This window comes from Pseudomonas sp. S2_A02, from assembly GCF_054668495.1.
This window is the reverse complement of sequence record NZ_CP162776.1, coordinates 5,936,579-5,962,981: the sequence shown is the minus strand read 5'-3', so window position 1 is coordinate 5,962,981 and position 26,403 is coordinate 5,936,579. Positions and strand designations below refer to the sequence as shown.

At 59.3% G+C, this 26,403-nt stretch carries 30 protein-coding genes and 2 pseudogenes; 14 read left to right on the top strand and 18 right to left on the bottom strand.

Annotation, left to right across the window (positions count from 1 at the left end; all coding sequences use genetic code 11):
- Nucleotides 1-153 precede the first annotated feature (153 nt).
- The 4 genes from AB4O41_RS27150 to AB4O41_RS27135 all read right to left on the bottom strand — a co-directional run bounded on the left by AB4O41_RS27150 (nt 154) and on the right by AB4O41_RS27135 (nt 6,105).
- Complete coding sequence (locus AB4O41_RS27150) at nt 154-1,566, bottom strand: purine-cytosine permease family protein (RefSeq protein WP_460145388.1); 1,413 nt, start codon at nt 1,564-1,566, stop codon at nt 154-156.
- 57 nt (nt 1,567-1,623) lie between these two features.
- Nucleotides 1,624-2,364 carry a TorF family putative porin gene (locus tag AB4O41_RS27145; RefSeq protein WP_460145387.1) on the bottom strand — a complete coding sequence of 247 codons (741 nt, stop codon included), beginning with the start codon at nt 2,362-2,364 and terminating at the stop codon, nt 1,624-1,626.
- Nucleotides 2,365-2,475: 111 nt separating this feature from the next.
- Nucleotides 2,476-4,218 (bottom strand): amidohydrolase, encoded by a 1,743-nt coding sequence (locus tag AB4O41_RS27140; protein ID WP_460145386.1) that lies wholly within the window; start codon nt 4,216-4,218, stop codon nt 2,476-2,478.
- An 18-nt stretch (nt 4,219-4,236) separates the two neighbouring features.
- Nucleotides 4,237-6,105, bottom strand: a complete 1,869-nt coding sequence (locus tag AB4O41_RS27135) for an amidohydrolase (RefSeq protein ID WP_460145385.1) — start codon at nt 6,103-6,105, stop codon at nt 4,237-4,239.
- Between the two features lie 585 nt (nt 6,106-6,690).
- Between AB4O41_RS27135 and AB4O41_RS27130 the strand changes: the two genes are divergently transcribed.
- The 3 genes from AB4O41_RS27130 to AB4O41_RS27120 all read left to right on the top strand — a co-directional run bounded on the left by AB4O41_RS27130 (nt 6,691) and on the right by AB4O41_RS27120 (nt 8,334).
- Nucleotides 6,691-7,050: a DUF6124 family protein gene (locus AB4O41_RS27130; RefSeq protein ID WP_460145384.1), complete on the top strand. Its 360-nt coding sequence runs from the start codon at nt 6,691-6,693 to the stop codon at nt 7,048-7,050.
- A 211-nt stretch (nt 7,051-7,261) separates the two neighbouring features.
- The gene (parS, locus tag AB4O41_RS27125) at nt 7,262-7,837 is read left to right on the top strand and encodes a type II RES/Xre toxin-antitoxin system antitoxin (RefSeq protein WP_460145383.1); all 576 of its coding nucleotides are present in this window, start codon (nt 7,262-7,264) and stop codon (nt 7,835-7,837) included.
- A complete protein-coding gene (locus AB4O41_RS27120) occupies nt 7,837-8,334 on the top strand; it encodes an RES family NAD+ phosphorylase (protein WP_460145382.1) in 498 nt (165 codons plus the stop codon). Before parS ends, AB4O41_RS27120 begins: the two co-directional genes overlap by 1 nt.
- Before the next feature lie 60 nt (nt 8,335-8,394).
- Here AB4O41_RS27120 and AB4O41_RS27115 read toward each other — a convergent pair whose 3' ends face one another.
- The 3 genes from AB4O41_RS27115 to ggt form a co-directional block, all read right to left on the bottom strand.
- Nucleotides 8,395-9,417, bottom strand: a complete 1,023-nt coding sequence (locus AB4O41_RS27115; protein ID WP_460148431.1) for a helix-turn-helix transcriptional regulator — start codon at nt 9,415-9,417, stop codon at nt 8,395-8,397.
- Between the two features lie 114 nt (nt 9,418-9,531).
- Nucleotides 9,532-10,065, bottom strand: coding sequence for a cysteine hydrolase family protein (locus AB4O41_RS27110; protein ID WP_460145381.1), 534 nt, complete (start codon nt 10,063-10,065; stop codon nt 9,532-9,534).
- Between the two features lie 137 nt (nt 10,066-10,202).
- Nucleotides 10,203-11,930 (bottom strand): gamma-glutamyltransferase, encoded by a 1,728-nt coding sequence (gene ggt, locus AB4O41_RS27105; RefSeq protein WP_460145380.1) that lies wholly within the window; start codon nt 11,928-11,930, stop codon nt 10,203-10,205.
- A 151-nt stretch (nt 11,931-12,081) separates the two neighbouring features.
- Here ggt and AB4O41_RS27100 point away from each other — a divergent pair, with 151 nt between their 5' ends.
- Nucleotides 12,082-12,600 (top strand): methylated-DNA--[protein]-cysteine S-methyltransferase, encoded by a 519-nt coding sequence (locus tag AB4O41_RS27100; RefSeq protein WP_460148430.1) that lies wholly within the window; start codon nt 12,082-12,084, stop codon nt 12,598-12,600.
- Between the two features lie 40 nt (nt 12,601-12,640).
- Here AB4O41_RS27100 and AB4O41_RS27095 read toward each other — a convergent pair.
- From AB4O41_RS27095 to AB4O41_RS27075, 5 genes and pseudogenes are all read right to left on the bottom strand, one after another.
- Nucleotides 12,641-12,730, bottom strand: a pseudogene (locus tag AB4O41_RS27095) (phosphatidylethanolamine-binding protein); the annotation flags it as partial.
- Nucleotides 12,731-12,768: 38 nt separating this feature from the next.
- Nucleotides 12,769-13,362, bottom strand: coding sequence for an NUDIX domain-containing protein (locus AB4O41_RS27090; RefSeq protein WP_460145379.1), 594 nt, complete (start codon nt 13,360-13,362; stop codon nt 12,769-12,771).
- A 165-nt stretch (nt 13,363-13,527) separates the two neighbouring features.
- Complete coding sequence (locus tag AB4O41_RS27085) at nt 13,528-13,770, bottom strand: hypothetical protein (RefSeq protein WP_460145378.1); 243 nt, start codon at nt 13,768-13,770, stop codon at nt 13,528-13,530.
- A gap of 12 nt (nt 13,771-13,782) precedes the next feature.
- A complete protein-coding gene (locus tag AB4O41_RS27080; protein WP_460145377.1) occupies nt 13,783-14,283 on the bottom strand; it encodes a hypothetical protein in 501 nt (166 codons plus the stop codon).
- A 176-nt stretch (nt 14,284-14,459) separates the two neighbouring features.
- Nucleotides 14,460-14,896 (bottom strand): annotated as a pseudogene (locus tag AB4O41_RS27075) (hemerythrin domain-containing protein).
- A 147-nt stretch (nt 14,897-15,043) separates the two neighbouring features.
- Here AB4O41_RS27075 and AB4O41_RS27070 point away from each other — a divergent pair.
- Nucleotides 15,044-15,475 (top strand): GNAT family N-acetyltransferase, encoded by a 432-nt coding sequence (locus tag AB4O41_RS27070; RefSeq protein WP_460145376.1) that lies wholly within the window; start codon nt 15,044-15,046, stop codon nt 15,473-15,475.
- A 155-nt stretch (nt 15,476-15,630) separates the two neighbouring features.
- On the opposite strand, the gene AB4O41_RS27065 is transcribed toward AB4O41_RS27070, so the two are convergent.
- On the bottom strand, nt 15,631-15,981 hold the full coding sequence (locus tag AB4O41_RS27065; protein WP_007904889.1) for a hypothetical protein: 351 nt from the start codon (nt 15,979-15,981) through the stop codon (nt 15,631-15,633).
- A 162-nt stretch (nt 15,982-16,143) separates the two neighbouring features.
- Between AB4O41_RS27065 and AB4O41_RS27060 the strand changes: the two genes are divergently transcribed.
- The 9 genes from AB4O41_RS27060 (at nt 16,144) to AB4O41_RS27020 (ending at nt 21,082) form a co-directional block, all read left to right on the top strand.
- A complete protein-coding gene (locus AB4O41_RS27060) occupies nt 16,144-16,398 on the top strand; it encodes a hypothetical protein (protein WP_008008546.1) in 255 nt (84 codons plus the stop codon).
- A gap of 2 nt (nt 16,399-16,400) precedes the next feature.
- Nucleotides 16,401-16,730 (top strand): DUF6388 family protein, encoded by a 330-nt coding sequence (locus AB4O41_RS27055; protein ID WP_460145375.1) that lies wholly within the window; start codon nt 16,401-16,403, stop codon nt 16,728-16,730.
- 28 nt (nt 16,731-16,758) lie between these two features.
- The gene (locus tag AB4O41_RS27050) at nt 16,759-17,463 is read left to right on the top strand and encodes a YoaK family protein (protein WP_460145374.1); all 705 of its coding nucleotides are present in this window, start codon (nt 16,759-16,761) and stop codon (nt 17,461-17,463) included.
- A gap of 150 nt (nt 17,464-17,613) precedes the next feature.
- Nucleotides 17,614-18,006, top strand: coding sequence for a sulfurtransferase complex subunit TusD (gene tusD / locus AB4O41_RS27045; RefSeq protein ID WP_064621317.1), 393 nt, complete (start codon nt 17,614-17,616; stop codon nt 18,004-18,006).
- 1 nt (nt 18,007) lies between these two features.
- Nucleotides 18,008-18,370, top strand: a complete 363-nt coding sequence (gene tusC, locus AB4O41_RS27040) for a sulfurtransferase complex subunit TusC (RefSeq protein ID WP_460145373.1) — start codon at nt 18,008-18,010, stop codon at nt 18,368-18,370.
- Nucleotides 18,370-18,663 carry a sulfurtransferase complex subunit TusB gene (tusB, locus tag AB4O41_RS27035; RefSeq protein WP_460145372.1) on the top strand — a complete coding sequence of 98 codons (294 nt, stop codon included), beginning with the start codon at nt 18,370-18,372 and terminating at the stop codon, nt 18,661-18,663. Before tusC ends, tusB begins: the two co-directional genes overlap by 1 nt.
- A complete protein-coding gene (locus AB4O41_RS27030; protein WP_095053183.1) occupies nt 18,660-18,995 on the top strand; it encodes a TusE/DsrC/DsvC family sulfur relay protein in 336 nt (111 codons plus the stop codon). Before tusB ends, AB4O41_RS27030 begins: the two co-directional genes overlap by 4 nt.
- Nucleotides 18,992-19,993 (top strand): glycosyl transferase family protein, encoded by a 1,002-nt coding sequence (locus AB4O41_RS27025; protein ID WP_460145371.1) that lies wholly within the window; start codon nt 18,992-18,994, stop codon nt 19,991-19,993. The genes AB4O41_RS27030 and AB4O41_RS27025 overlap by 4 nt, the downstream gene beginning before the upstream one ends.
- Before the next feature lie 90 nt (nt 19,994-20,083).
- On the top strand, nt 20,084-21,082 hold the full coding sequence (locus tag AB4O41_RS27020; protein ID WP_460145370.1) for a glutathione S-transferase family protein: 999 nt from the start codon (nt 20,084-20,086) through the stop codon (nt 21,080-21,082).
- Nucleotides 21,083-21,212: 130 nt separating this feature from the next.
- Here AB4O41_RS27020 and cysG read toward each other — a convergent pair whose 3' ends face one another.
- From cysG to lolA, 5 genes are all read right to left on the bottom strand, one after another.
- A complete protein-coding gene (gene cysG / locus AB4O41_RS27015) occupies nt 21,213-22,607 on the bottom strand; it encodes a siroheme synthase CysG (protein ID WP_460145369.1) in 1,395 nt (464 codons plus the stop codon).
- On the bottom strand, nt 22,608-23,888 hold the full coding sequence (gene serS / locus AB4O41_RS27010) for a serine--tRNA ligase (RefSeq protein ID WP_460145368.1): 1,281 nt from the start codon (nt 23,886-23,888) through the stop codon (nt 22,608-22,610).
- A gap of 15 nt (nt 23,889-23,903) precedes the next feature.
- Entirely contained in the window at nt 23,904-24,278 is a 375-nt protein-coding gene (gene crcB, locus AB4O41_RS27005; RefSeq protein WP_460145367.1) for a fluoride efflux transporter CrcB, read from the bottom strand.
- Nucleotides 24,278-25,600, bottom strand: coding sequence for a replication-associated recombination protein A (locus AB4O41_RS27000; RefSeq protein ID WP_460145366.1), 1,323 nt, complete (start codon nt 25,598-25,600; stop codon nt 24,278-24,280). The genes crcB and AB4O41_RS27000 overlap by 1 nt, the downstream gene beginning before the upstream one ends.
- 171 nt (nt 25,601-25,771) lie before the next feature.
- Complete coding sequence (lolA, locus tag AB4O41_RS26995) at nt 25,772-26,395, bottom strand: outer membrane lipoprotein chaperone LolA (protein ID WP_008154853.1); 624 nt, start codon at nt 26,393-26,395, stop codon at nt 25,772-25,774.
- Nucleotides 26,396-26,403: the final 8 nt, after the last annotated feature.

Here is a 26,403-nt window from a genome sequence, read left to right as displayed (position 1 = left end):
CCTTACTGTTGAGTCGTAGGGAAGCCGCTGGCTGCTGTTCCAACGGCCTTCAGAATCTGCGTTGAACCTGTCAACGCGGATCAGTATAGGAGACGCTTGAACACAAGGTAGTTATCGCCGCGCCCATTCTGCAGCGCTTGATCGACGGGGCATTCAAGCCTTCGAATGGCCTTCGACCGACACGGCAAGCCCGGTTGTCCTGGCCACCCAGTAGTAGAGAATGCCCGGCACCACCAGTCCGACGATCCAGGAAATATCGACACCGCCAAGCTGCGTTACCATCGGTCCGGAATAGAAGTGAGTGTCGACAAAAGGCAGCTGAACCAGCACGCCGAAGACATACACGCTGATCCCCAACACATTCCAGCGGCCATAGCGCCCCGCCGGGTCGGACAACGCGGGAATGTCATAACGCTCTTTGTTGATGAAGTAATAATCCACCAGGTTGATCGCGCTCCACGGCGTGAAGAAGGTCAACAAAAACAGAATGAAGTATTTGAACGTCGTGAGAAACGAGTGCTGCCCCAGCAATGCAAGCGCGGTCGACGCGCCGACAATCGCCAGCACAAACAGCATGCGTTTACCGGCGGATATCTCAAAGCCACGACGAAAGCCACTGATGATGGTGGCCACGCACATGAAACTGCCATAGGCGTTGAGGGTCGACACCGTGACCTTGCCGAACACCACGCTCAAATACAGCAAGGAAGCGATCACGCCGGTGCTGCCCAGCCCAACGATGGTGGCAACTTCATGCCCGCGAAAACTCGTGCCCGCCAACGCAGCAGCGAACACTCCCAGCACCATGGACGCTTGAGCGCCCAGCACCGTTCCCAGGCCTACAGCGGTGAACGTCTTCCAGGACGAGGTCTTGCTCGGCAGGTAGCGTGAGTAGTCAGCCACATAAGGACCAAACGCGATCTGCCAGGACGCGGAAAGGGATACCGCCAGCAGGAAAGTGCTCCAGCCGAAATGGCGATTTTCCAGCAGCAGACCGATGTCGTTGAGCGTCATCAACCGGGTAAACAGATAGACGAAAGCAACGATGCCCAACACGCTGGCGACCCGTCCGACCAAGTGAATCACCCGATAACCGAAGATAGTCAGGAACGCGATGCAGGCGGCGAAAATCAGGATGCCGACGCTGTCGCTGACATCCATCAGCTGGGCAATGGCCTGCCCCGACAGTACCGCGCCGGTAGCGCTGAAGCCGAGGTACATCAGGCACACCAGCACAATCGGGATCGCCGCCCCATAGACGCCGAATTGCACGCGACTGGAGATCATCTGCGGCAACCCGAGCTTCGGCCCTTGAGCCGCATGCAGGGCAACCACCGCACCGCCGAGCAACTGGCCGATCAGCAAACCAATCAGTGACCAGAACACATCGCCACCCAGCACCACGGCCAAAGCGCCGGTGACGATCGCGGTGATCTGCAGGTTGGCGCCGAGCCAAAGGGTGAACTGGCTGTAGAGGCTGCCATGACGCTCGGCCTCGGGAATGTAATCGATCGAACGTGTCTCGATCAGGGGACTGCGCTGCTGACTATCGTTGACCTTGGTCATTACGGTGTTTTTCCTGTGAAGAACAGTTTGTTGTTTTTATCGTGTGGGCTTGATCCCTTAGAAGGCCTTGCTGGCACTGGCTACCACGGTGGCAGTGCATAGATCGCCATAGCCGTACCAGCTCGCGCATTCGCTTTTCGACAGGTCGGTATCGATGTAGCTGAGTCCCCAGGTCACGCCCACGAAGTCACGGGTCAGTTTGGCTTCCCACTCGGTGTAGGCATCACGGCTTTCACCGTTGGTGGACCAGAACGCCGGGTCTTTGACATCGTTGCGACCCACGCGCAGGTTCAGGCCGATCTCGGCTGGCAGTTCGACTTTGTAGCTGAGGTAGGTGTAGAGGGTGTCCTGGTCCTCGCCAAAGAAGTTCGGCGTATCGTTTGAGTAATTGGCGCCGAGTTTCACCCCATAAACGTCAAGGATGGCGTAGACCTCACTCATGTTGAATTGGCCTTCCTTTGGATAGTCGTACTTGAGGTACCCCAGATCGAGACTGATTGCTTCGGTCGCCTGCCAGTAGTAGCCCGCGTAGTAATCGAGTTCCTGCCGGGTCTTGTAGGGGCCGCCGAAATCGACATTTGAGGTCCAGGCGCCAATGTACAAGCCGCTGCTGTGCACCAGCGTGGCGCCGGCCTGAACCGCCGGATCCCCCAGGGTTTGCGAAATGCCACGCGTGCGGTAGTCGCTGACAACGCCCAGGGTCATGTCCAGGCTGAAGTTGTCATCAAGTGTCAGTGCGTGGCTGGTCAGGGGAGCCAATACAAGGCTGGCAAGGGTCAATGCTGAGCGTACGTTCATACAAGTCTCTTATTTTTATGGATCAGCGGGTGATTTTGGGCATGGCGTTGCCCTGCCCCTCGCCATGCGAGGAGCAGGAGCATTTTTTTCGGTGCTGCCGGCGGATAGTCGTCAGGACGCGGGCGCGTAAACCTGCTTGCCAGCGAAGAAAGTCTTCAGGACCTTGGTGTCGAACAGTTCGTCGTCGCTGACCTTGAACACATCGCGGTCGAGGATGATCAGATCGGCCTGTTTGCCGGGCGCCAGCGAGCCAATCTGTTGATCCAGCCGCAGGACTTTGGCGGCATTGAGGGTGTAGGCGTAGAACATGGTCTGGCGATCAATGCTTTCATTGGCATTCAACACACCCAGCGGCCCTTTGCGAGTGCTGGCCTGAGCGATGGCGTTCCACGGGTTGGGGCTGGACACCGGCCAGTCACTGCCACCGGCGATGAGCGCACCGGCGTTATGCAAGGATCTGGCGGGATACTGATAACCGTAAGCGAACGCGCTGATATACGGCTTGACCAACTCCACCGTGTAAGACTCGCCGGTAGCCCACAGCAGCTGCATGGAAGCGATTACGCCAAGTTGCTTGAAGCGCGGAAACTCCTTTGGATTGACCAGTTGCAAGTGAGTAATGCTGTGGGCCATCGGTGTCGGGTTGAGCTTGCGCGCGTATTCAATGCCATTGAGTGACTCACGTACGGCACGGTCGCCGACCGCATGCGTGTGCACAATCCAGTCACGCTTCTCCGCCGCGACTACCAACTCGCCGAAGTGTGCCGGGTCGATCAGCAACTGACCGTTTTTGTGACTGTTGGTGAACGGAACAATCACCGCTGCCGTCTGCCCCGGAAACTCCAGAACGCCGTCAGCGAAGACTTTGATGCCAGGGAAGCTCAGGTTGGGCACGCCCTCGAATTTCTTCATTACCTTGGCCAACACCTCCAGGTCCGCCGGCCGACTTTTTGAGTTGGTCAGCAGCAGCGCCGCGACGTGGGCATTGAGCTCGCCCTTCTCTGCCAGTTCGCGGTAAAGCGGTAGAACACCGTAACTCTGCTCGGTGGCCCGGAAATCGAACAGCGAATCACCACTTCCGGCATTCGCTGCCGCATCCATCCAGGCGGTAACGCCATATTGATTGTTAACCTTCACCGCCTCGCGGGCAGCCTTCAGCATGACCTCGTTGCCGGGGGCGGGGATCTGACTGCGCACCTTGTCCCAGCGCGACTCAGCGAACAATCCATTGGGAGTGAAGTCCACTGCATGCCCGACGAAGCTGCGGTCCTGTTCCGACAGACCTTTTACCAATGCCGCGTCGATCTTCAGACGCTTGAGCATCGCGTTGTTGGCCCAGCCGGTATGCCCGTCAATCCCGCTGAGGACCACCGGTTGGTCCGCCCAGCGGCCCTGATTGAAGCGCTGACCAAGCTCGCGGCTTTTCTCCCAATAGGCCGAACTCACCCCGGCAATGCTGATCACGTCACCGGCCCGTGCACGCCCCGCTTCATCCTGCTCGATCACCCATTGCTCGAGTTCCGGCAACGGCTTTACTTCATCCAGCAAATTGGCCCCTTGGCTGTCGAAGGCCGCAACCACCGGGTGACTATGGGTATCAATCATTCCAGGCATCAGCACTTTGCCCGCCAGATCGATTCGTTGTGTCTGGGCATCGGCCAGGGCGTTGATCTCGGCATTGCTGCCCACTTTAAGAATCTTGCCGTCTTGCACCGCCACGGCCTGAACCAGCGCTTGACCGGGTTCGGCGGTAAAGACCTTGCCGTTGAACAGCACAAGATCAGCGGCGGCCATGGCTTGCACCGAGGAAAGGGCCAAGGCTGCGGCCAACAGGTTGGGAATGAATCGTTGCATCGGAACACTCTCTTGTTTTTATTGGACGGTTCGGGATGTGGAAGCTTGTGACAACGCCTTCGGATCAAGCCCAACGAACGGCGCCTTGGCCCACACAACCTTGCCGCCGACCATCGTCAGCAGCACGTCGTTTCGGCCCAACTCATCCTCTGGCACCTGCATGAAGTTCTTGTCCAACACGATCAAGTCGGCGAATTTTCCGACCTCGACCGAACCGACGACAGCGTCCAGTTTCAATTGCTCGGCGGCGTTCAGGGTGATGGTGCGCAGCACATCAGTGCGCGACAACGCCGGGTCGGCATTCAACTTGCCCGCGTATTGGGGGCCATAGCTGTGCGGGTTGAGCGGATCGCCTGAACGGGTGACCCCGATCTTCAGCGCCAGGAACTCATCGAGCGGGTCGACAGGCCAGTCGCTGCCATAAGCAACCCGACCGCCAGCGCGGCTGATGCTGCCCGATGGTTCCATGCGGGCAAAACGCGCAGGCCCGAGATGATCGCTGGTGCCGTCAACCGTGGACGGCGCCTGCTGGGCCCACTGGAAGGACATGTTGGCGGTCACGTCGAGCGCCTTGAAGCGTGCATAGTCGGCGGGGTCCACCGATTCGGCGTGAGTAATGGTCGGACGAAAACCGTTGCCCGGCAGTTGCTGCCGCACGTATTCGATACCGTTCAACGAGTCACGCACCGCTCGGTCCCCGGTGGCGTGAAGATGCGGATCGAGACCGGCCTGCACCGCTTGCAACAGCAGCGGATTGAGCACTTGCGGCGGAAAATACAGCTCACCGGCATTCTTGCCAGGCGTCCACTTGGGCGCGGCATCCGTGCCGGCATTGCGCAGGTACGGCGTCAACATTGCCCCGGTATCCGCTGGAGCGTTGATGATGCCGTCCATGAACAATTTGACGTGGCGCATGCTCACACTCGGCGCGACTTTGGCCTCGCCCTGGTCGTAGGTATTGGCCAATGCCTTGGCCTCGGCAATGGTTTTTGCCGGGTCTGCAGCGGCGGCGGCAGGGTCGAGTTTGATCGCCAGCAAGGCCCGTGCGGTCAGCTCGCCCGACTGTTGCAGGGTGGTAAACGCTTTGCCATTTTCAGGTCCCGACAAGGCATCGAAGAAACTGGTGATGCCTTGCTGGCGCATGGCGTCGAGCGCCGCGCGGGTCTGGTTGAGTTTTTCTGCGTCGGTGGCGGGCGGCACCACGGCGGCCATGGCATCGGCGGCACCGTCCTCGCAAATACCGGTCGGGTCGCCGGCGCTGTCGCGCACGTACTTGCCATCCCCCGGATTGGCGGTGTGCTTGTTGATGCCCGCGATCGCCAGGCCGCGGGAGTTTGTCAGCACGGTATGGAAGTCGGTGGAACGGACCTGAATCGGGCGAGTGGTCTTGAGTGCATCCAGGGTCGATTTGTCCGGATCGCCATCGAGCCCGGTCATGCCCATGCGGTCCCAGCTGCCCACTTCAAGCCAGACATCAGGGCCCTTGCCCTTGTCGGCATCCAGACACGCCTGAATGGTTTCCTGGAAAACCTTGCGGGTCATCGTCTGGTATTTCAGGTCGCACAGCGTCATGGCGCGACCACCGTCCCCCGGATGCATGTGCGCATCGACGAAGCCGGGCATCAACATGCGTCCCTCCAGATCGATCAGCTGGGTCTGCGTGCCGATGTACGAAGCAACACCTTCATCGCTGCCGACATAAACGATCTTCCCACCCGTGACGGCGATCGCCTGCTGCACCGAGTTCTTGCCATCGACGGTATAGACATAGCCGTTGCGCATCACCATCTCAGCCGGTGTCGAACCCTGGGTCTGACACCCCACCAGCGCCATGCAGGAAAATGCCGTTGTCGATGCAACGGCGATAAACAGCCTGGAAAATTTCATCTGCCTCACCTCTATTTTTATAGTTTTGGAAGTGGCCCGAACAGACGGCCGCAAGCCTCTGATATGCAGGCATACCCTATAGGGCGCGGGCGTCGGATGGACCTCTACAAATGAGGGGGGTGAGGTAATTAAATGACAGGGGGCCGATCTGGTGGTCCTTGCCAAGTCGCTTGTTAGGACGCAGAACCTGCGGGAGCGGGCTTGCCCGCGAAGACCGAGGCACAGTCAACATTGATCGAAGAGACTGTTTAAAAGACCTCAAAGTTACTTCCTGAAAGCTACAAAACCTTGCGCCGTTGCCTACGGCTGCACCAGAATCCGCCGGCTTGTGCGCTTTGGACCCGCTCGGTAACTTGATTCCCGTCACTGCCCATCAGTGATCGGGTTTAGCAGCCCGTGGTGATACGAAGCGCATTTGCATTCCAGACAGTCAGGTAATTTCATGCCTGCACTTCATGGTAGCTGTGCGCAGGGCGCCCTCGGGCGCGCCGGTTTCGTGTCTCCCCGGTCTGCTAACCTGCGCACAGCTACCACCTTCGTTTAGCAGCGATTCGGTGACGGCTCCACTACTTTGGAGCACGAAATATGTTCAAGATAACGCCGAACCCGCCGGTCACAGACCCGGCGTCCCCCTATGAATCTCTCGATTCAAAAAAACTCAACGAGGCCGCCGAACGCGCCCTCAACTTCCACTTCCCGTCGAATGCCGACATCAAAGCCACCGCGCGTAGACCCAGCACTATGCTTTCCGTGAACCCAGAAGCCACAGCCGAAACCCTGGCGGTTTTTTTGGTCGAGACGCTGGCCTCGGTCGATGTGATGGTCCATCAGTTGGTGGATCATCTGGAGGGTGAGTCGCGCTACGCCCTGCTGGGCATTTCAAACAGCATCATGGTGGCGGAGATCACCGCGAACCGGGTGCTGGATAAAATCGATACTCCTTAGAAACGTGAGCTCCATTCCCCTTGTAGGAGCGAGGCTTGCCCGCGAAGAACGATAACGCGGTATGCCAGACCTGACGCCTTCGCGGGCAAGTCGGATCGCCGCACCGCTCGCTCCTACAAAGGGCGCGTTGTAGGCAAACAGTGTTGGATTAGGTCTTTTCTGCCATTTGGCACTATAGTTTATGCCAGATGACAAATCGGCGGAGACTGCCATGAGCGCCAAGAAAAAAGATGTTGTAGTCGACGAGGCTGTCAAAGATGCCAGCCAAAAAAGAAAGGTTGAACCACGCGAATCAAATGTTGCCGTAACCGTCTTGAGTAATGGCGAGCGCGCGGCGAAGGTGGCAATGCCGGGTTCGAGTAGCGTGCCCCCAATGGTTGCGGTCTTGCTTTCTGGAAAAAATAGCGATGATCGTATGGAGATTTACAGGGCCGTTAAAAACGGTTTCCCGCTGCAGTCGGTGCTCGACATGATCGAAAACAGCGAGGTGTATAAGCAACGCGGCGTGCTGTCGAGAATCGTTGGTGCATCTGATCGCACGCTAGCGCGGCGGCTGAAAACGCCCAATGAAGCGTTGACCGCGGAGCAAAGCACGCGAGCGCTCAACTATGCGGAGGTCTTGGAAAAGGCAACGGATGTGCTGGGTTCGCGTGAGCTTGCCGAGCAGTGGATGGTCAAACCTGCGCGGGGTCTGGATGGTGAAACGCCCATCGACCTGATTTCAAATTCGGTCGGGTATGAGTTGGTGACTGACTTTCTGACGCGCATTGAGTACGGGGTCTATTGATGGCAAAAGACCCTTTGAGCAGTGAGATTCACTTCTGGCGCCTTGATCCCGCTGAGTATGCCCCCTCTTGGAATTCGGGTATCGGGGCTGAAAAAGTCGGTGGGCGCTGGAACCCTAAAGGTATGGCCACGGTTTATGCAGCCCTGGATGCCTCTACGGCCATCCTTGAAGTTGCGGTGCATAAAAATTTCGACGCGCTGGATTGCAAGCCCCATCGTCTTACGCAGGCCCGAGTGCTGAACCCGTCCAGGATTTATGTGGTGCAGCCCGAAAGCATTGCAAACTCTAATTGGCTGGTACCGGGCACCCCAAGTCGCAGCCAGCAACAGTTCGGTGCGGACCTGTTAAGTGTGTACCCCTTTGTGTTGGTCCCTTCCAGTGTCTCGCCGCATAGCTGGAATTTGTTGATGAACCCGCAGTTGGCTAATGGGTTGTACGAGTTGGTGTTGCAAGAGCCTTTTGCCCTTGATGGGCGGCTTAATAAGCCTTCGTCTTAAAGGTGCCTTCGCGGGCAAGTCGGATCGCTCGCTCCTACAGGCCGCGCGTTGTAGGCGGATTTAATCGCGGCGCGTCACATCCGCGAGCGAGGTCGCTGAACGCAGCACCGCCCCCAGTTCCACCTTGCTCTTCACGCCCAGTTGCAGGTAGCAGTTGCGCAGATAGGTGCGCACTGTCGCAGGACTCAACTCCAGGATTTTGGCAATTTCCTTGTAGGAATGGCCGGCGGCAAACAGCATCGCTACCGTGCGCTCGCGTGGCGCAAGCATCGCCCCGCGCGACTGGGCTTCGAGCGACAGGATGACGTGCTCGGCATTAGGGCTCAGTGTCAGGGCGCAGCGACCCAGGCGCATGACGCAGGGTGCCTTTTGCAGTTGCGCGATCACCTGCGCGGGAAGCGTTGAACCGTTCCAGCCGGGTAACTCACGTTCGATGGCTGCACACAGCGTTGCCCCCACGTACAGCAAGCTGCCGTCCATGCGCGCGACGCCAAAGTCAGACGCCCCGTTGCCCGTGTCGAAGCGGATCATGTCCTGCACCTGGAATCGCCATAGCTGCAACAGATGGTCGCAGAAGGCCGAAAACAGATCGGCCTCGCTGTCGCTGAAAGCCGAGGCATCAATGCCTCGGTAGAGACAGACAAAGAACATCAAGCCGCTTTCGGGTAACTCGAAGGTGACGCACATCAGGTAGTAGAGGTCGTGGCGCCGAGCGAAGGCGTTCACTTCTTCATTGGGGTCGGTGAAACCGCTGTCGCGCACGACCTCAGCGGGTCGACTCATGGTGTCATGGGAGAATTTATCGTTGCGCGCACACGTGTGCCACTCGGCGGCAAACGACTCGGGCAGATTGATTCGCCCATGCATCCAGTTTCTGGGCGAAACATCGACACCTGACGCAGACATCTCGCCCCACCAGGCTGAAGCGAAGGGCACCAGTTGGCTAAAGGCCTGCAGGCCGTCGGTGATGAACCGGGATGCCCCGCGATCTCGGGCAAGGCGCCCCAGGTGCAATACGCAATGATTGAACGCTTGCAGCGTTGCCATCGACGTCTCGACGCCGACCTCATCACCCTCCTCCATCGTTCTGATCCTGTTCGCTGCATGGCGTATTATTTTTTTGACCATGCCATAGGCGCAGCGATTGCGTCCAGCCCCAGGCGCGCAAGCTCGCTCGCCACGGGGCTGGCGTTGTTTTTAGAGATTGATTTCACTGGCCGCCATAACATCGATCCGTGCCACGGAGCCGGTCAGGTGCGCCAGATCCTTGTTGTGTTCGGCGATGATGTCTTCGGCGCTCATCGTGCCGTTGTCGATGGTGGAATGGGCGTCAGCCACCAGCACGACGTCGTAGCCCAATTGATGCGCCTGGCGAACGGTGGCGTTAACGCAGTAGTCGGTTTGCAGGCCGCAGATGATCAGGCGGTCGGCTTCCAGTTCTTGCAGCTGTTCATGCAAGTGGGTCTGGTAAAACGAATCCGGAGTGGTTTTGCGCACGCGCAGGTCTTGGGGTGAAGTCTTCAGATCGTCGGCCAGTTGCCAGCCTTCGCTGCCGTATTGCAGCAGGTCGCCCTCTTCTTCGTGCTGGATCAGGATGACCGGGATGTCGGCGGCCCGGGCTTTGGTGCTGAGATCGTTGATGGTGTCGATGACGCGCTGGATGTCGAAGCATTCATACTCGCCGGTGCACAGCGCGCGTTGGACATCAATGATCAGAAGTGCGGTGCTCATGGCTTCCTTCCTTAGATAGGTCGGTAGAACGATGGATTACAACTCCCTTTCTGGTCTGTAGCAGCTGTCGAGGCTGCGTTCGAGAATCGGGGATCAGGGCCACCCGGGGAGTTCAGGTGGCCGGTGATCGCCTGTTTTTAGTAACCGAGTGACAACCCGGTATTACGCCGTGGATCGTTCGCTCCATAGAAGCGGTTCTTGCCCACTGGCTTGCCTTCCAGCGAAGGCGCACCTACCAGAATAGCTGCGATATGGTTGGGGTCCTGCGGCTTGGCAAATTTGTGCCCCCAACTTTCGAGCATTTTCTTCGTATCCGGACTGATGGCGAAGTTCTCCAGGTTGGTTTCTTCCGGCAGCCATTGCTGGTGGAAACGCGGCGCATCCACCGCTTCCTGGATGTTCATGCCGTAGTCGATCACGTTGAGGATGGTCAGCAGGGTTGCGGTGATGATGCGACTGCCACCGGGAGTGCCGACGACCATGACGACCTTGCCGTCCTTGGTGACGATGGTCGGGCTCATGGACGACAGCGGTGCCTTGCCGGGGGCGATGGCGTTGGCTTCGCCCTGCACTAGACCGTACATGTTCGGCACGCCGATTTTCGAGGTGAAGTCGTCCATTTCATCGTTGAGGATGACCCCGGTTTTGCTCGCCATCACGCCGGCGCCGAACCAGTCGTTAAGGGTGTAGGTCACCGACACCGCATTGCCCCATTTGTCGACGATTGAGTAATGGGTGGTATTGCTGCCTTCATGGGGCGCTACGCCGGGTTTGATCTCGCGGGATACGCCGGCCTTTTGCGGGTCGATGACTTCGCGGATTTTGGTCGCGTAGTTTTTATCCAGCAAATGAGCGATCGGATTTTTCACGAAATCCGGGTCGCCGAGGTAGCTGTTGCGGTCCACATACGCGTGGCGCATCGCTTCGATCTGGTAGTGCATGGCCTGGGCCGAGCGGTAGCCCAGGTCTTTCATCGGGTAGCCGTCGAGGATGTTCATGATCTCGCAGATCACCACGCCACCGGAGCTTGGCGGTGGCGCCGAGACCACGTGATAGCCGCGGTAATCGCACTCGATCGGCGCCAGTTCGCGGGTCTGGTATTTGTCGAGGTCGGCCTGGGTGATGATGCCCTTGTTGGCCTGACTGGAGGTGACAATGGCGTCGGCCACCCAGCCTTTATAGAAACCGTCGGCGCCCTTCTCGGAAATTTCCCGCAGGGTTTTGCTCAAGTCTTTTTGTACGAGTTTCTGGCCGACCTGCATCGGCTCACCATTGCTCAGGAAGATCGAGCCCGAGTCGCGCATGTCTTTCTTGAAGACGTCGGTGGCGTACTCCAGCAAGTCGACATCGCCCTGCTCCAGCACAAAACCGTCTTCGGCAAGCTTGATTGCCGGGGCGATCACTTCCTTGCGCGGTTTAGTACCGTATTTCTTCAGGGCCAGCTCCATGCCCGAAACGGTGCCCGGCACGCCAACGGCAAGATGGCCGCGGGTACTCAGGTCCGGGACGACGTTGCCTGCTTTGTCGAGATACATGTCGGGGGTCGCGGCCAGCGGGGCTTTTTCACGGAAGTCGAGGAAGGTCTTGCGCCCGTCCGCCAATTGAATCGTCATGAAACCACCACCGCCCAGGTTGCCCGCCGCGGGGTACACCACCGCCAGCGCATAACCTACCGCAACGGCGGCGTCGACGGCGTTGCCGCCATTCTTGAGCACATCGACGCCGACGTGGCTGGCCAGATGCTGGGCGGTGACGACCATACCGTTTTCGGCTGCGACCGGGGCGACGGAGGCCGCGTGGGCCGTCAGGCAACTCAGCGCCAATGTGGTTGCCACGAGCGATTTGGTAAAAGGTTCGAACTTCATGAGTCGGTCTCTTTTTGTTTTTAGGCTCTGTCAAAAACAGAGGGAACGGTTCAAGAGCAGTAGGCAAGTATGGCTGGGATTGCGTATTGCGCCTCCCCGACGAGGCAGTATGCTGGGCCCCCTGTTCAGCACTTTTACGGAGTCCGCCGGCATGCACTATACCTTCACCACCCTGGCGTCTCCGGTCGGCGAATTGAAACTGGTGGCGAAAGGCGCGCGACTGGCGGCTATCCTCTGGGAAAACGACAAACCGGGCCGGGTAAGGCTTGGGCCGATGACTGAAGCAGCAGACAACCCGATCCTGGTGCGCACCGCGCAGCAGTTGCAGGAATACTTCGCCGGCACGCGTAACCGTTTCGAGCTGGAACTCGATTTTGCCGGGACGGAATTTCAGCAGAAGGTGTGGCAGGTGTTACTGACCATTCCGTTTGGCGAAACGCGCAGCTACAGCGAAATTGCCCGGCAGATCGGCAATCCCAGTGCGGTTCGTGCGGTGGGGGCGGCCAACGGAAAAAACCCGATATCGATTATCGCGCCGTGTCATCGGGTGATCGGAGCATCAGGGAAATTGACGGGGTTTGCCGGCGGGCTTGAGGCAAAAGAGCGGTTGCTGACGCTGGAGGGGTACGAGTGCCACGGGGCTGGCAGGATGGATGATTTGTTTAGCTAACGCCCCCTATAAAAAGACAGGGGACATCTCACAGGAATTACACAGGAGGGCAAGTCCCGCCAAATCCCCGTTGGCCATAATCGGTTCGCCCTTGTACTGCATCCGCAGGCAGGTTGGAGCCGACCCCTCTTGCAAACTGCTGAAACCGCAGTGCTGTGAGCAGCCGGCTCAAACCGGTCCGAAGACATCTTTCATCGCTGCATACTGAAGCAGCATGATTGTCTTGGCATCGCAGATCTCCCCACGATAGAACGCCGCCAGCGCGTCATCGAATGGCCACTCCAGCACTTCCAGTTCTTCGGTTTCTTCCTCCAGCCCGCCGCCATCGCTGACTTTCGAAGAGGCATCGTACTCGGCCATGAAGAAATGCAGCTTTTCAGTCACCGAACCGGGGCTCATGTAGGCTTCGAAAACCTTCTGCACATGGTGGACGCGATAGCCTGTTTCTTCTTCGGCTTCAGCCCTAATACGCTCTTCAGGCGCAGCGCCTTCCAACAGCCCGGCAGCCACTTCAATCAGCAAACCATCATGGCCGTTGACGAACACCGGCAGCCTGAACTGGCGAGTCAGTACGACGGTTTTCTTCTCGCGATTGAACAGCAGAATCGCCGCGCCATTGCCGCGGTCATAGACCTCGCGAGTCTGACGCTGCCAGTCGCCGTTGTTGCGCAAGTAATCGAAGGTGATTTTTTTCAGCAGATACCAGTCGTGGGACAGCACCCGGGACTCGATGATGTTGACCCGCTCGGCTGTGTTCGACATGACAATCCATCCTTATGTTCGTCAGAAAGCGTCCATGTTAGGCGAAAACAGAAAAGCCCGGCGACTGCCGTAATGGCGCTCCCAAGAGAATCTTGAGTCAGAGAAACCTGTGGCGAGGGAGCTTGCTCCCGCTGGGCTCGTCCGGTCAACACACCTTCCTGACCTTCAGCCAATCTGCTCGAACCGCCGCCTGGTCACGAACAGCCCCGCGCCAACCGGCACGGCAAGGACCGACATCAATCCCAAGTCAAAGCCCAGCAACTGGGTCTGGCTCACTGCAACGCAGCCGATTGCGCCTGCCACCACCAGCGTCACCCCTAGCCACTTGCGCAGCGGGTACGGCTTAAGAAACCGATCAAGTAGAAAGGCCAGCGCCACAACGATTGCCGTCTGGGTAATTTCGGACATGTGCAGCCCCACTCAGGTCTTGATGATCAGGGATTCGGAAGAGCGCTGTGGGCCAATCCCACCATTGACCTGCGCCTGGATGCTGACGATGACGTCGCCAGCATGGTAGGTGGGCAGAGCGTCATTGACGTACGAGCGCACACCCGCCGTTACAACAGTACCTGCGGCGACACTGCCTGCAGGTCCGGCTAAACCGCCCACAGTACCGGCAGCGCCACCGAAGGCGGAGGCGGCCAGGTTGGCGATCTTGGTGCGTTGGGCATTGAGGACATCGCCCTGTTGCCGGGTCAGCGGCTTGGAGATGCCGATCATCATCAGGCACGGCAAGCTCTTGGCCTGCATCTTGTCGTACACCTCGACGACCTTGCTGTTGACCTCATAGTGGGCGCTTTTCGCCTCACCAAAATACAGCTCGCGCAGGCGTCCGCGTTCGCTGTCGGTGAGGGTGATCTGCGAGACGTTGAAGACGATCCCGTGATTGCCCATGTATTGGTAAGTCCCTTCGAACTTCATCGCGCATCCTTTCGAGGCAAAGATGGCGATTCTCTACAAGGAGCGCATTGGATTCAAATCATTTCACCTTGCTGGCAAGGTGTGTTGGCCGCGCACTTACGGAGCAAGCTCCCTCGCCACACGTTCTTACTGACTCCAGACCCTCTTGAGTGAACAGCATTGCGGCGCTTTCATCCTCAGGAAAGTTGCGCCTTGTATTCTTTCTGATACTGCCCGGCGAGGGTTTCTTTCTGTTGGTCGTCGAGTAACTTGCCGGCCATCTGAAAGAACTTCTGCTCCTCCTCTTTGAGGTGGTGATGGACCTTCTCCGAGAGTTTTTCGCCGTTGCCAACCAGGACGGACTGGACATTTCGGTCGAATCCAGCGCTTCCATCATCTCGTCCATTTCGTGGTGTTCGGAGATGGCGTGGCGGCTAAGATTCACGCCGTTGTCGAACTCCATGAGCGGCATGTAGAAATGGCGTTCTTCAGCGGTTTCGTGGGCCTGAAGCTCGGATTTGAGCCGCTTGTAAGCCTCGACCCGTTCCGGGGTGTCGCCACGGGTTTGAATCAGTGCATCGGCATAGCGGCGCTGACGGTCGTGGCTTTCGCGCAAGGCTTCAAAAATGTTCACGGGTTGCCCTCAACGGCTGCGTTTAACAATGATGCTGTTCAGGCTAGACATTCCCGGGGCCCCGGGGGTTCCTTGGGCATCGGGGGATAGAACAATCGCCGCAACCGGGATAGGCTCCGTGTTCACTGCCATAAGGATGTGTTGCCTATGACCCTGCGAATCGAATTGTCGAAAAACGCCACTCAGGAGGAGCGCGAGGCGATCCTCACACCGCTGCGCGCCTACAACGCCTCAAAGGCCGGGGCCACGGTGTCGGAGCAGATTGCTTTGCTGGTACGCAATGACAGCAACGAGATTCTCGGCGGGCTTTATGGCCGAGTGTTTTACCAGTGGTTTTTCATTGAGTTGTTGTCGGTACCGGAGCTGGCCCGGGGACAAGGGATGGGCTCGAAGCTGATGCAGATGGCCGAAGACCTGGCGCGGGAAAAGGAATGCGTGGGGATCTGGCTGGACACCTTCGACTTCCAGGCGCCGGAGTTTTACAAGAAGCACGGCTACAGCGAGTTGGGGCACATCGCCGATTACCCGCCGGGCCACAAGCGCTTCTTTTTCCAGAAGCGTTTGATAAACGACGCCTGATCCTGTGGAAGCAGGCCCATTTATGTGATCGACACCGGACAATTGTGGGAGCGAGCCTGCTCGCGATAGCGGTTTATCATTCAACAATGTCGTGACTGACCCACCGCTATCGCGAGCAGGCTCGCTCCCACAGGGAAGGTGCGTGGCCCATCAACTCAGAGGCAGGTCGCCAACGCCGCCAATCGGCGCTTGGCGACAAAATCGTCGTGCTGCGCGTAGTAGCTCAACGCGGTACCCGAGGCGTCGGTAGTCACGTCCACGAAGGACTCGGCCGAACGGGTGTAGACCGTCGAGCCACCCTTTTTGCCTGGCTGCAAATACGCGCCCGCATCGACGCCGAACACCGCTTCGTCCTGCCATGCAAACTGCACGCACTGGGCGACGACTTTTTCCGGTTTGTCCGAGGTCAGGGTTTTGTACGGGGTTTTGGTGCGGGCGTCATTCATCGCCGATCCGGCGCAGCCCGCCAGCAAGGTTGCGGCCAGCGCCACCATCAGAATTCGCATTGCGTTCGCTCATCAAGAAAAAGCGGACTGTATCACCGCGGCACGGCGTATCGTTCTGCTTTACTTCATTTATACCGCGACACCGCGCAACGATTCGCGCACCCTGTCGCGCCATTAACGCCGCATCGCCCATTTTTCCGGGCGCATTTTTCTGGAAAGGTCATGACACCCAACGCCGAATACTACAAACCGACCGCTGAATACGCCGACAAGCTGATCAGCCAGATCGGCCAGACGCCTTCCTGGATCGCCAAGCGAATTGGCGTCACCGACAAGCGGATTCGCTACATTCTCGATGGCGAAAGAACCGTCAAAGGCGAAACCACGCCGATCCAGATGACCTACCCCGAGCAGTTTGCTCTGGAGTGTCTGGCCGCGGCCGCCAAGGCGAGCAAAAAGCAGTCTTCTAAGGAGTGACCATGGCGGCAACCGAACAGCAACACGAGCAGGCGCTGAAGAAGTTTTTCGATGAGCATCCTGAGCTGCGCATCGAACTGGATAACCTGAATCCACTGTTGGCCCAGGCCAAGGGCGTGACGGTGGCGCAGTACCGCGACGAGCGCTTGCATGAAGCGTTCGAAGCCGAGGCCGAGCGCCTGGGTTTGTTTGCCTGGGAGCTGACGCTGCAACTGACTGCCGCCACGCCTGAGGACTACCAGGCCCAACGCCTGGAGGTGCATAAGGAAGTCGCGGAAATGGCCGGCATGGACTGGCTGGAGTATTGCGAGTTATATGGGTTAGCCAAGTAATCATCGCTGCTCAAGGAAGTCCTCTTCAATGCTGCCTTCTCCTTCAGGCACCCGGGCCACGCCGGGCCATCTGCATACTCATAAATGGCGCGGACGCATCGGCCTGTCGCTGGTCGCCGGTTTGTCGGTACTCGCCGGCATGACCGATGCCATCGGCTTCATGGCCAGCGGCGACTTCGTGTCCTTCATGAGCGGTAACACCACCCGCCTTGCCGTAGCGATCAGCGATGGCGACATCGGGCTGACCCTGCGCCTGCTGATTCTCGTGGCCACGTTCGTCATCGGCAATGCCTTGGGTATTGTCGTCAGCCGTTTCGGCGGCCGACGGGCGTTGCCATTGATGCTGTGCATCGCCACGTTGCTCTGCGGCGCCGCAGCCTGGCCCTATGACATGCAACTGCCGGCACTGCTGGCGACGATCATTGCCATGGGCATGCTCAATGCCGCCGTGGAAGAGGTGAATGGACTGCCCGTCGGTCTGACTTACGTCACTGGCGCGTTGTCGCGGTTTGGTCGTGGGCTGGGGCGGTGGATGCTTGGCGAGCGGCGCAATGGCTGGCGGGTGCAGTTGATCCCGTGGACCGGGATGTTTGCCGGCGCGGTGATTGGGGCGCTGCTGGAACAGCATCTGGGGCTCAAGGCGCTGTTTGTCAGTGGCCTGCTGGCCGGGGCGCTAGGGGTGCTGTCGTTGAAAATTCCGCGGCGTTGGCAGTTGGGGTATATGCCGCGCTGATTGGGTTATCACATTCAACATTGATGTTGCCTGACACTCCGCTATCGCGAGCAGGCTCGCGATGGCAGCGACTCGGTCTACGAGTAAACCCCTTCGCCGCCCCGCCGATAAAGCTTTATCATGGCCGCAGTTTTGCTGATCGAGTCCGTCATGAAGTTTGCCATTGCGCTGTTTTCCGCCGCCCATGCGCCCTCCTCGCGCCGCGCCTTGCTGTTTGCTCAAGCTGCGCTGGCCGGCGGGCATGAGATTGTCCGGCTGTTTTTCTATCAGGATGGCGTCTACAACGCGTCCGGCAGCGTGGTCACGCCTCAGGACGAGCAGGATTTGCCCAAGCAATGGCGCAACTTTGTCAGCGAGCATCAACTCGATGGCGTGGTCTGCATTGCCGCCGCCCTGCGCCGTGGGGTGTTGAACGAGGAAGAAGCCCAGCGCTATCAGCGTGAAGCGGTAGCGGTGGGTGCACCGTGGGAATTGTCCGGCCTCGGCCAGCTGCATGACGCGGTGCAGGACGCTGACCGCTTGATCTGTTTCGGAGGCGCGTGAGATGGCTAAATCCTTGCTGATTATCAGCCGTCAGGCGCCGTGGTCCGGGCCTAATGCGCGAGAAGCGCTGGACATCGTGCTGGCCGGCGGTGCCTTCGATCTGCCGATCGGCCTGCTGTTTCTCGATGACGGCGTGTTCCAGCTCGCCGCGAAACAGGACGCCAAGGCGTTGCAACAGAAAGACCTGAGCGCCAACCTGCAAGCCTTGCCGATGTTTGGTGTCGAAGACCTGTTCGTGTGCGGTGAAAGCGCCGCGGCCCGTGGTCTGGACCCAAAAGGTCTGGCGCTTGAAGAAGTCCAGGTGTTGGCCGCCCAGGAAATCACCGCCCTCATTGACCGTTACGACCAAGTGATCACCCTCTGATGTCGACTTTGCATGTGTTGTCTCATTCCCCTTTCGGCGACGACCGCCTGAGCAGTTGCCTGCGCGTGATCGGCGCCGACGATGCGCTGCTGCTGAGCGGCGATGCGGCTTATGCCTTGCAGCCAGGCACCGCACCATTGCGCACGCTGCAGGCTCGCAGCCTGAAACTGTTCGTGCTGGCCGAAGATGCTCAAGCACGGGCTCTGGAGGTGCCAGATTGGGCCAAGGCCATCGATTACCCGGCCTTCGTCGAGCTGTCGATTCACTACGACAAGGTCAACAGTTGGCTATGAAATCCCTGACGGTCGGCGCACGCGCCATTGAACTGGACAAGGACGGTTTCCTGGTCGAACTGAGTGACTGGTCTGCCGAGGTGGCCGCCGCCCTCGCCGCGGCAGAAGACATCGAGTTGAGCCCGGAACACTGGGAGATCCTCGAACTGCTGCGTCGTTTCTACGACGAATTCCAACTGTCCCCGGCGACCCGCCCGCTGATCAAGTACACCGCATTGAAACTCGGCCCCGACAAGGGCAACAGCCTGCACCTGAACCGACTGTTCAAAGGCACCCCTGCCAAACTCGCCGCGAAACTGGCGGGCCTGCCCAAACCGACGAATTGCTTATGACCGACTATCCAGCATTGACCCTCGAAACGCCCGCCGAGCACCCGTTTGCCCAGTTCGTGCGGATTCTTGGCAAGGGCAAACGCGGTGCCCGCGACCTGACTCGCGAGGAGGCCCGCCAAGCCATGGGCATGGTGCTCGATGAAAAGGTCGAGGACACCCAGCTCGGCGCGTTCCTGATGCTGTTGCGGCACAAGGAAGAAAGCGCCGAGGAAATGGCCGGGTTCACCGAAGCCTTGCGTGAACGCCTGAATCCACCGGCGTTGACGGTCGATCTGGACTGGCCGACGTATGCCGGCAAGAAGCGTCATCTGCCGTGGTACCTGCTGGCGGCAAAGTGCCTGGCACAGAACGGCGTGCGCATCTTCATGCACGGCGGCGGCGCCCACACGGCCGGTCGTCTGTACAGCGAGCAACTGCTCGAGACGCTGAATATTCCACTGTGCCGTAACTGGCAGCAGGTCGGCACTGCGCTCGATCAGGGCGGTCTGGCGTTCATGCCATTGGTGGACTGGGCTCCGCAACTTCAGCGGATGATTGACCTGCGCAACACCTTGGGCCTGCGCTCGCCGATCCATTCCCTGACGCGGATTCTCAACCCGCTGGGCGCTCGCTGCGGTCTGCAAAGCATTTTTCACCCTGGCTATCAGGCCGTACATCGCGATGCCAGCGGTTTGCTGGGCGACACCGCCATCGTCATCAAGGGTGATGGCGGCGAAATCGAGATCAATCCGGACGCCGACAGCCACCTGTATGGCACCACCGGCGGCGAAAGCTGGGATGAAGAATGGCCACAGCTGTCGACCCAGCGCCACGTCAAACCGGCGAGCCTTGATCCCGAGCATTTGAAAGCGGTGTGGCGTGGCGACGTGGTCGATAGCTACCCGCAAATGGCGTTGATCTCGACCATGGCCCTGGCGTTGCGCGGCCTCGGCCAGACCCGCGAGCAAGCGTTCGAAACCGCCCAGCAATATTGGGATGCAAGGGACCGATCGATTTAACCGATCATAAACGCCCAACCTTTGCGCTTTTTGTTCGAACCTATGCGCATAGACTCCTCTCCAACGCTTATCGGTTGAGGAGTTTTGAACATGGGTTTGTTAGTCGAAGGCCGCTGGCAAGATCAGTGGTATGAAAGCAAGGACGGCACGTTCCAGCGTGAACAGGCACAGCGTCGCAACTGGCTGACCGCTGACGGCAAGCCAGGCCCGACCGGCGTCGGTGGTTTTTCCGCCGAGGCCGGTCGCTATCACCTCTACGTCTCCCTCGCCTGCCCATGGGCTCATCGCACGCTGATCCTGCGTAAGCTCAAAGGCCTGGAAAACCTGATCGATGTCTCGGTGGTCAGTTGGTTGATGCTGGAAAATGGCTGGACCTTTGACAGGAACCTGGGCTCGACCGGTGACAAGCTCGATCACTTCAACTTCCTGCATCAACGCTATACCGTCGATAGCGCCAACTACACCGGCCGCGTCACTGTGCCGGTGCTCTGGGACAAGCAGACGAATTGCATCGTCAACAATGAATCGGCGGAGATCATCCGCATGTTCAACAGCGCTTTTGATGAGTTGACCGGCAATGACCTGGATTTCTACCCGGCGCCATTGCGGGCTGAGATCGATGCATTGAACGAGCGGATTTATCCAGCGGTGAATAACGGCGTCTATCGCGCAGGGTTTGCTACGTCGCAGCAGGCTTATGAAGAAGCGTTCGATGAGTTGTTTGGTGAGCTGGATCGGCTGGAGCAGCTGCTGGGCGCGAACCGGTACCTGACGGGTGAGTACCTGACGGAAGCGGATATTCGGCTGTTCACTACGATGATTCGCTTCGATGCGGTGTACTTCGGGCACTTCAAGTGCAACCTGCGACGGATTGCCGATTATCCGAATCTGTCGAACTGGCTACGGGAGATGTATCAGTGGCCGGGGATAGCCGAAACGGTGAGTTTTGAGCACATCAAGAACCACTACTACGGCAGCCACAAGACCATCAATCCGACCGGGATCGTGCCTAAAGGGCCGGCGCAGGACTTCACTGTGGCGCATGATCGGGCGCGGTTGAATGGGAAAGGGGTTTGGCGCAGGATCTGAATTCGTACAGGCTTTGAGGGCCTCATCGCGGGCAAGCCCGCTCCCACAGGGATTTGTGTGATGCCAAAGATTGCAGCTTCACCAAAAACCTGTGGGAGCGGGCTTGCCCGCGATGAGGGCGACTCGGTCTCTAGACCTGCGCCTGGGCCCCTTCGAACCACGCCAATTTCTCGCGCAGTTGCACCACTTCCCCAACAATCACCAGCGTCGGCGCATGCACTTCATGCTCCGCCACCAGTCGCGGAAGGTCAGCCAAAGTACCGGTAAATACCCGCTGATTGACCGTGGTGCCCTGCTGGATCAACGCCGCCGGGGTATCGGCCGCGCGACCGTGCTTGATCAACTGCTCACAGATGATCGGCAAGCCCACCAACCCCATGTAAAACACCAGGGTTTGCGCCGGCGCGACCAGGTCGGCCCACGGCAAGTCGGTGGAACCGTCCTTGAGGTGCCCGGTGACGAATCGCACCGATTGTGCGTAATCGCGGTGAGTCAGCGGAATCCCGGCATACGCCGCGCAACCGCTGGCGGCGGTGATGCCCGGTACGACTTGAAACGGGATGCCATGGGCCGCCAGCTCTTCGATCTCTTCACCGCCGCGCCCGAAGATAAACGGATCGCCGCCCTTCAACCGCACCACGCGCTTGCCGGCCTTGGCCAGATCCACCAGATGCTGGTTGATCTTTTCCTGAGGCACGGCGTGATCGGCGCGACGCTTGCCGACGTAGACCCGCTCGGCATCGCGACGGCATAAATCCAGAATCGCCGGCGCCACCAGACGGTCATACAGCACCACATCGGCTTGCTGCATCAGACGCAAGGCGCGGAAGGTCAACAGGTCGGGGTCACCCGGCCCGGCGCCCACCAGATAAACCTCGCCGGTAGCGACAGGTGCTTCGCCATTGATTTTCGCCAGCATCAAGCGCTCGGCCTCCGCGCCCTGCCCGGCCAATTGCCGGTCGGCAATCGGGCCCTGGAATACATCCTCCCAGAACGCCCGGCGCTGCTGCACATCCGGAAACAGACCTTTGACCTGAGTGCGGAAACGCGCCGCCAGACCGGCCAGTTGACCGTAGGTGGAAGGGATCCAGGTTTCCAGCTTGGCGCGAATCAACCGCGCCAGCACCGGCGCATCGCCGCCGCTGGACACCGCAATGATCAATGGGGAACGGTCGACGATCGCCGGAAAGATCACGCTGCACAGGGCTGGCGCATCGACCACGTTGACCGGCACGCAACGCCGATGGGCATCGGCGGAGACTTGCGCGTTCAGCGGTTCGTCGTCGGTGGCGGCGATGATCAGCCCGCAACCGTCCAGATCAGTCTCGGCGTAGCCACGCACGAGGCACTCGCCACCGCTGCCGACCACTAGCTCGCGCAGTTGCGGTTCGATTTCAGGCGCGACCACCCGCAGCAGCGCACCGGCTTCGGCCAGCAGGCGGGATTTGCGCAAGGCAATCTCCCCGCCGCCGACGACCAATACACGACTGCCGCGAAGGTTATGAAACAGCGGCAGATAGTCCATTTAGCCGATGACCTCAAGGCCACCCATGTACGGCTTGAGCACCTCAGGCACACGGATCGAACCGTCGGCCTGCTGGTAGTTCTCGAGCACCGCCACCAGAGTACGACCGACCGCCAGGCCGGAACCGTTCAGGGTGTGAACCAGCTCAGGCTTGCCGGTTTCCGGGTTGCGGAAACGCGCTTGCATGCGGCGGGCCTGGAAATCGCCGCAGTTGGAGCACGACGAAATCTCGCGGTATTTGTCCTGGCTCGGAATCCATACTTCCAGGTCGTAAGTCTTGACCGCGCTGAAGCCCATGTCGCCAGTGCACAGCGCCAGAGTGCGATACGGCAGTTCCAGCAGTTGCAGGACTTTCTCGGCGTTGGCGGTCAGGCCTTCCAGCGCTTCCATCGAGGTCGATGGTTCAACGATCTGGACCATCTCGACCTTGTCGAACTGGTGCTGACGGATCATGCCGCGAGTATCGCGACCCGATGCACCGGCCTCGCTGCGGAAGCACGGCGTGTGCGCCACGAACTTGATCGGCAGCAGCTTCGAATCGACGATCTCGCCAGAAACGATGTTGGTCAGCGACACTTCAGCGGTCGGGATCAAGTACAGATCGGCTTCGCCTTCGCGACTGATCTTGAACAGGTCTTCTTCGAACTTCGGCAGTTGACCGGTGCCCTGCAATGCAGGCGCCTGCACCAGGTACGGGGTGTAAGCCTCTTCGTAACCGTGTTCGTTGATGTGCAGGTTGATCATGAACTGTGCCAGCGCACGGTGCAGACGGGCGATCGGGCCACGCAGCAGGGCGAAACGGGCACCGGACAGCTTGGCGGCGGTTTCGAAGTCCAGCCAGCCGAACTTCTCGCCCAGGGCCACGTGGTCCTGAACCGGGAAATCGAAGGCTTTAGGCGTGCCCCAGCGGCGCACTTCAACGTTGCCTTCTTCGTCATCGCCGACCGGCACCGATTCGTGCGGCAGGTTCGGGATGCCCAGCAGGATCGAGTCCAGCTCGGTCTGAATCGCGTCCAGCTCGACTTTACCGGCGCTCAACTCACCCGCCATGCGCTCGACGTCCGCCATCAACGGCGCGATGTCTTCACCGCGCTGCTTGGCCTGACCGATGGACTTGGAGCGCGCGTTACGTTCAGCCTGCAGTGCTTCGGTACGGGTCTGGACGGTCTTGCGCTGTTCTTCCAGCGCTTCGATGCGCGCAACATCCAGCGTGTAGCCACGGGATGCCAGGCGGTCCGCTACGTCCTGAAGGTTGCTACGTAACAGTTTGGAATCGAGCATGTCGGTTTCTCGTTATCAAAGTTTGGTCAAGGACAGGCCGGCCCAAGTGGCGAACAGCCCGCCGAATACGCTGATGGCCGCATAGCCCAGGGCCAGCGGCACTTGCCCGGTTTCCAGCAGGCGCACCGTATCCAGTGAAAAGGATGAAAAAGTCGTCAGCCCCCCGAGGAAGCCGACCATCAACCCGGCACGCACCGCAAACGGTACCTCCGGGCGCATCAAAAACAGCCCGTATAGAACGCCGATCAGCAAACAGCCCACGATATTAACGGCCAGCGTCGCGGTATAGAAGTGCCGCGGCCAATTCGCGTTGATCCAGTTACCGGTGGCAAAGCGCAATAACGTACCGGCGACACCGCCGACAGAAACGGCAACGATCAATGGAATCATTATTTTCTCCGCTGCCGTGGGCTTAGACGATCAAGCTGCGCGAGGTGGTTAAGCTTTTCGCCGATTTTCAGCTCCAGGCCGCGGGGCACTGGTTGATAAAACCGCTGAGGTTCGAGTTCGTCCGGGAAGTAGTCTTCGCCAGCGGCATAGGCATCAGGTTCATCATGGGCATAACGGTATTCGTCGCCATAACCCAATTGCTTCATCAGCTTGGTCGGCGCGTTGCGCAGGTGCAGCGGCACTTCGAGCGAACCGTGTTCGGTGGCACTGCGCATCGCAGCTTTGAAACCCATGTACACCGCGTTGCTTTTCGGCGCGCAGGCCAGATACGTAATGGCCTGGGCCACCGCCAACTCACCTTCGGGGCTGCCGAGGCGCTCCTGCACTTCCCACGCCGCCAGGCACAGGCTCAGGGCGCGAGGGTCGGCGTTGCCAATGTCTTCGCTGGCCATGCGCACCACACGCCGAGCCAGGTACAGCGGGTCGCAACCGCCATCGATCATCCGCGCAAACCAATACAGCGCGCCATCGGGATTGGAGCCGCGCACCGATTTATGCAGCGCGGAGATCTGGTCGTAGAAGGCTTCGCCGCCCTTGTCGAAGCGTCGACGGGTATCGCCGAGCAGACTTTGCAACAGATCGACGCCGATTTCGCTGTTGTCTTCGGCCAGGTCCGAGGCGTTTTCCAGCAGATTGAGCAGACGCCGGCCATCGCCATCGGCGGCGGACAACAGCATCTGAAAACCTTCATCGCTGAGCGTCAGTTGCCGCTTGCCCAACCCACGCTCTTCGCTCAATGCGCGATGCACCAGCTTGCGCAGGGCCGCTTCGTCGAGGCTCTTGAGCACATAGACGCGCGCCCGGGACAGGAGCGCGTTGTTGAGTTCGAACGAGGGGTTTTCGGTGGTCGCGCCGATGAAAATCAGCGTACCGTCTTCAACGTACGGCAGGAATGCATCCTGCTGGGATTTGTTGAAGCGATGCACTTCATCGACGAACAGGATGGTGCGTTTACCGTACTGCCCGGCCTGTTGCTTGGCGACTTCCACCGCCTGACGGATTTCCTTTACGCCGGCCAGCACCGCCGAAACCGTTTCGAAGTGCGCATCGGAGACTTCTGCCAACAGCCGCGCCAACGTGGTTTTACCCACCCCCGGCGGCCCCCAGAAAATCATCGAATGCAGGGCACCCTGCTCCAGCGCTTCGCGCAAAGGCTTGCCGCGAGCGAGCAGGTGTTCCTGACCGACGTACTCGTCCAGATTGGTCGCGCGCAGGCGTGCGGCCAAGGGCTGAGCGATCGGGGCACTGCGAAACAGGTCCATGACGTACTGTTAAAACCTCGAGTTATTACGCAGTTCTCAAGTCTGGCGAAATCCTGTGGCGAGGGAGCTTGCTCCCGCTGGACTGCGCAGCAGTCCCATTTTTGGGGGCGCTTCGCACCCCAGCGGGAGCAAGCTCCCTCGCCACACAAGCCCGTCCCACAGGTTTGTGTTTTATTCCTGGATCACGTCGGCACCCTTGGGGATGTCGAACTTGAACTTGGACGCAGGAATCGGCTCGTTGGCCTTCACGCCAGTAAACAGGATATTGGTGCGCTGACCGACACTGTCGATCATCTGCATGTCATTGACCAGACCGTTGCGGAACGACAGACGCAGGCTGTCGAACAGGGTGTCTTTGGTTTTCGGCTTCAAAGTGAAGTCGATCACGCCACCGGCTTCCTTGGCGCTGATATCGAAGCTCTGGCTGATCTTGGACACGTCACCCGACAGCAGCAATGCCGGGGTCTGGGTCAGGCGCTGATCAAGGTTCTTGATGGTGGCCTGCTCAAGGTCCGGATCCCACAACGTCACCTTCTTGCCGTCGGAGACCATCGTTTGTTCGGCCGGCGCGTTGGTGTGCCAGTAAAACAAGCCAGGACGCTGCAAGGACATTTCGCCCGCGGTTTCCTGCAACTGAGTGCCGCTGCCATCGAGGGTCAGCTGGGAGAAACGCGCGGTCAGGGTCTGGGATTTTTCCAGCAGTTGAGTCAGACGCGCCACGTCCTTGTCATCGGCGTGGGCCGAGAGCGTGGTCAAAGCCAGTACCGGCAGCAACAGCATGCGGATAAGACGCATGGGAGTCC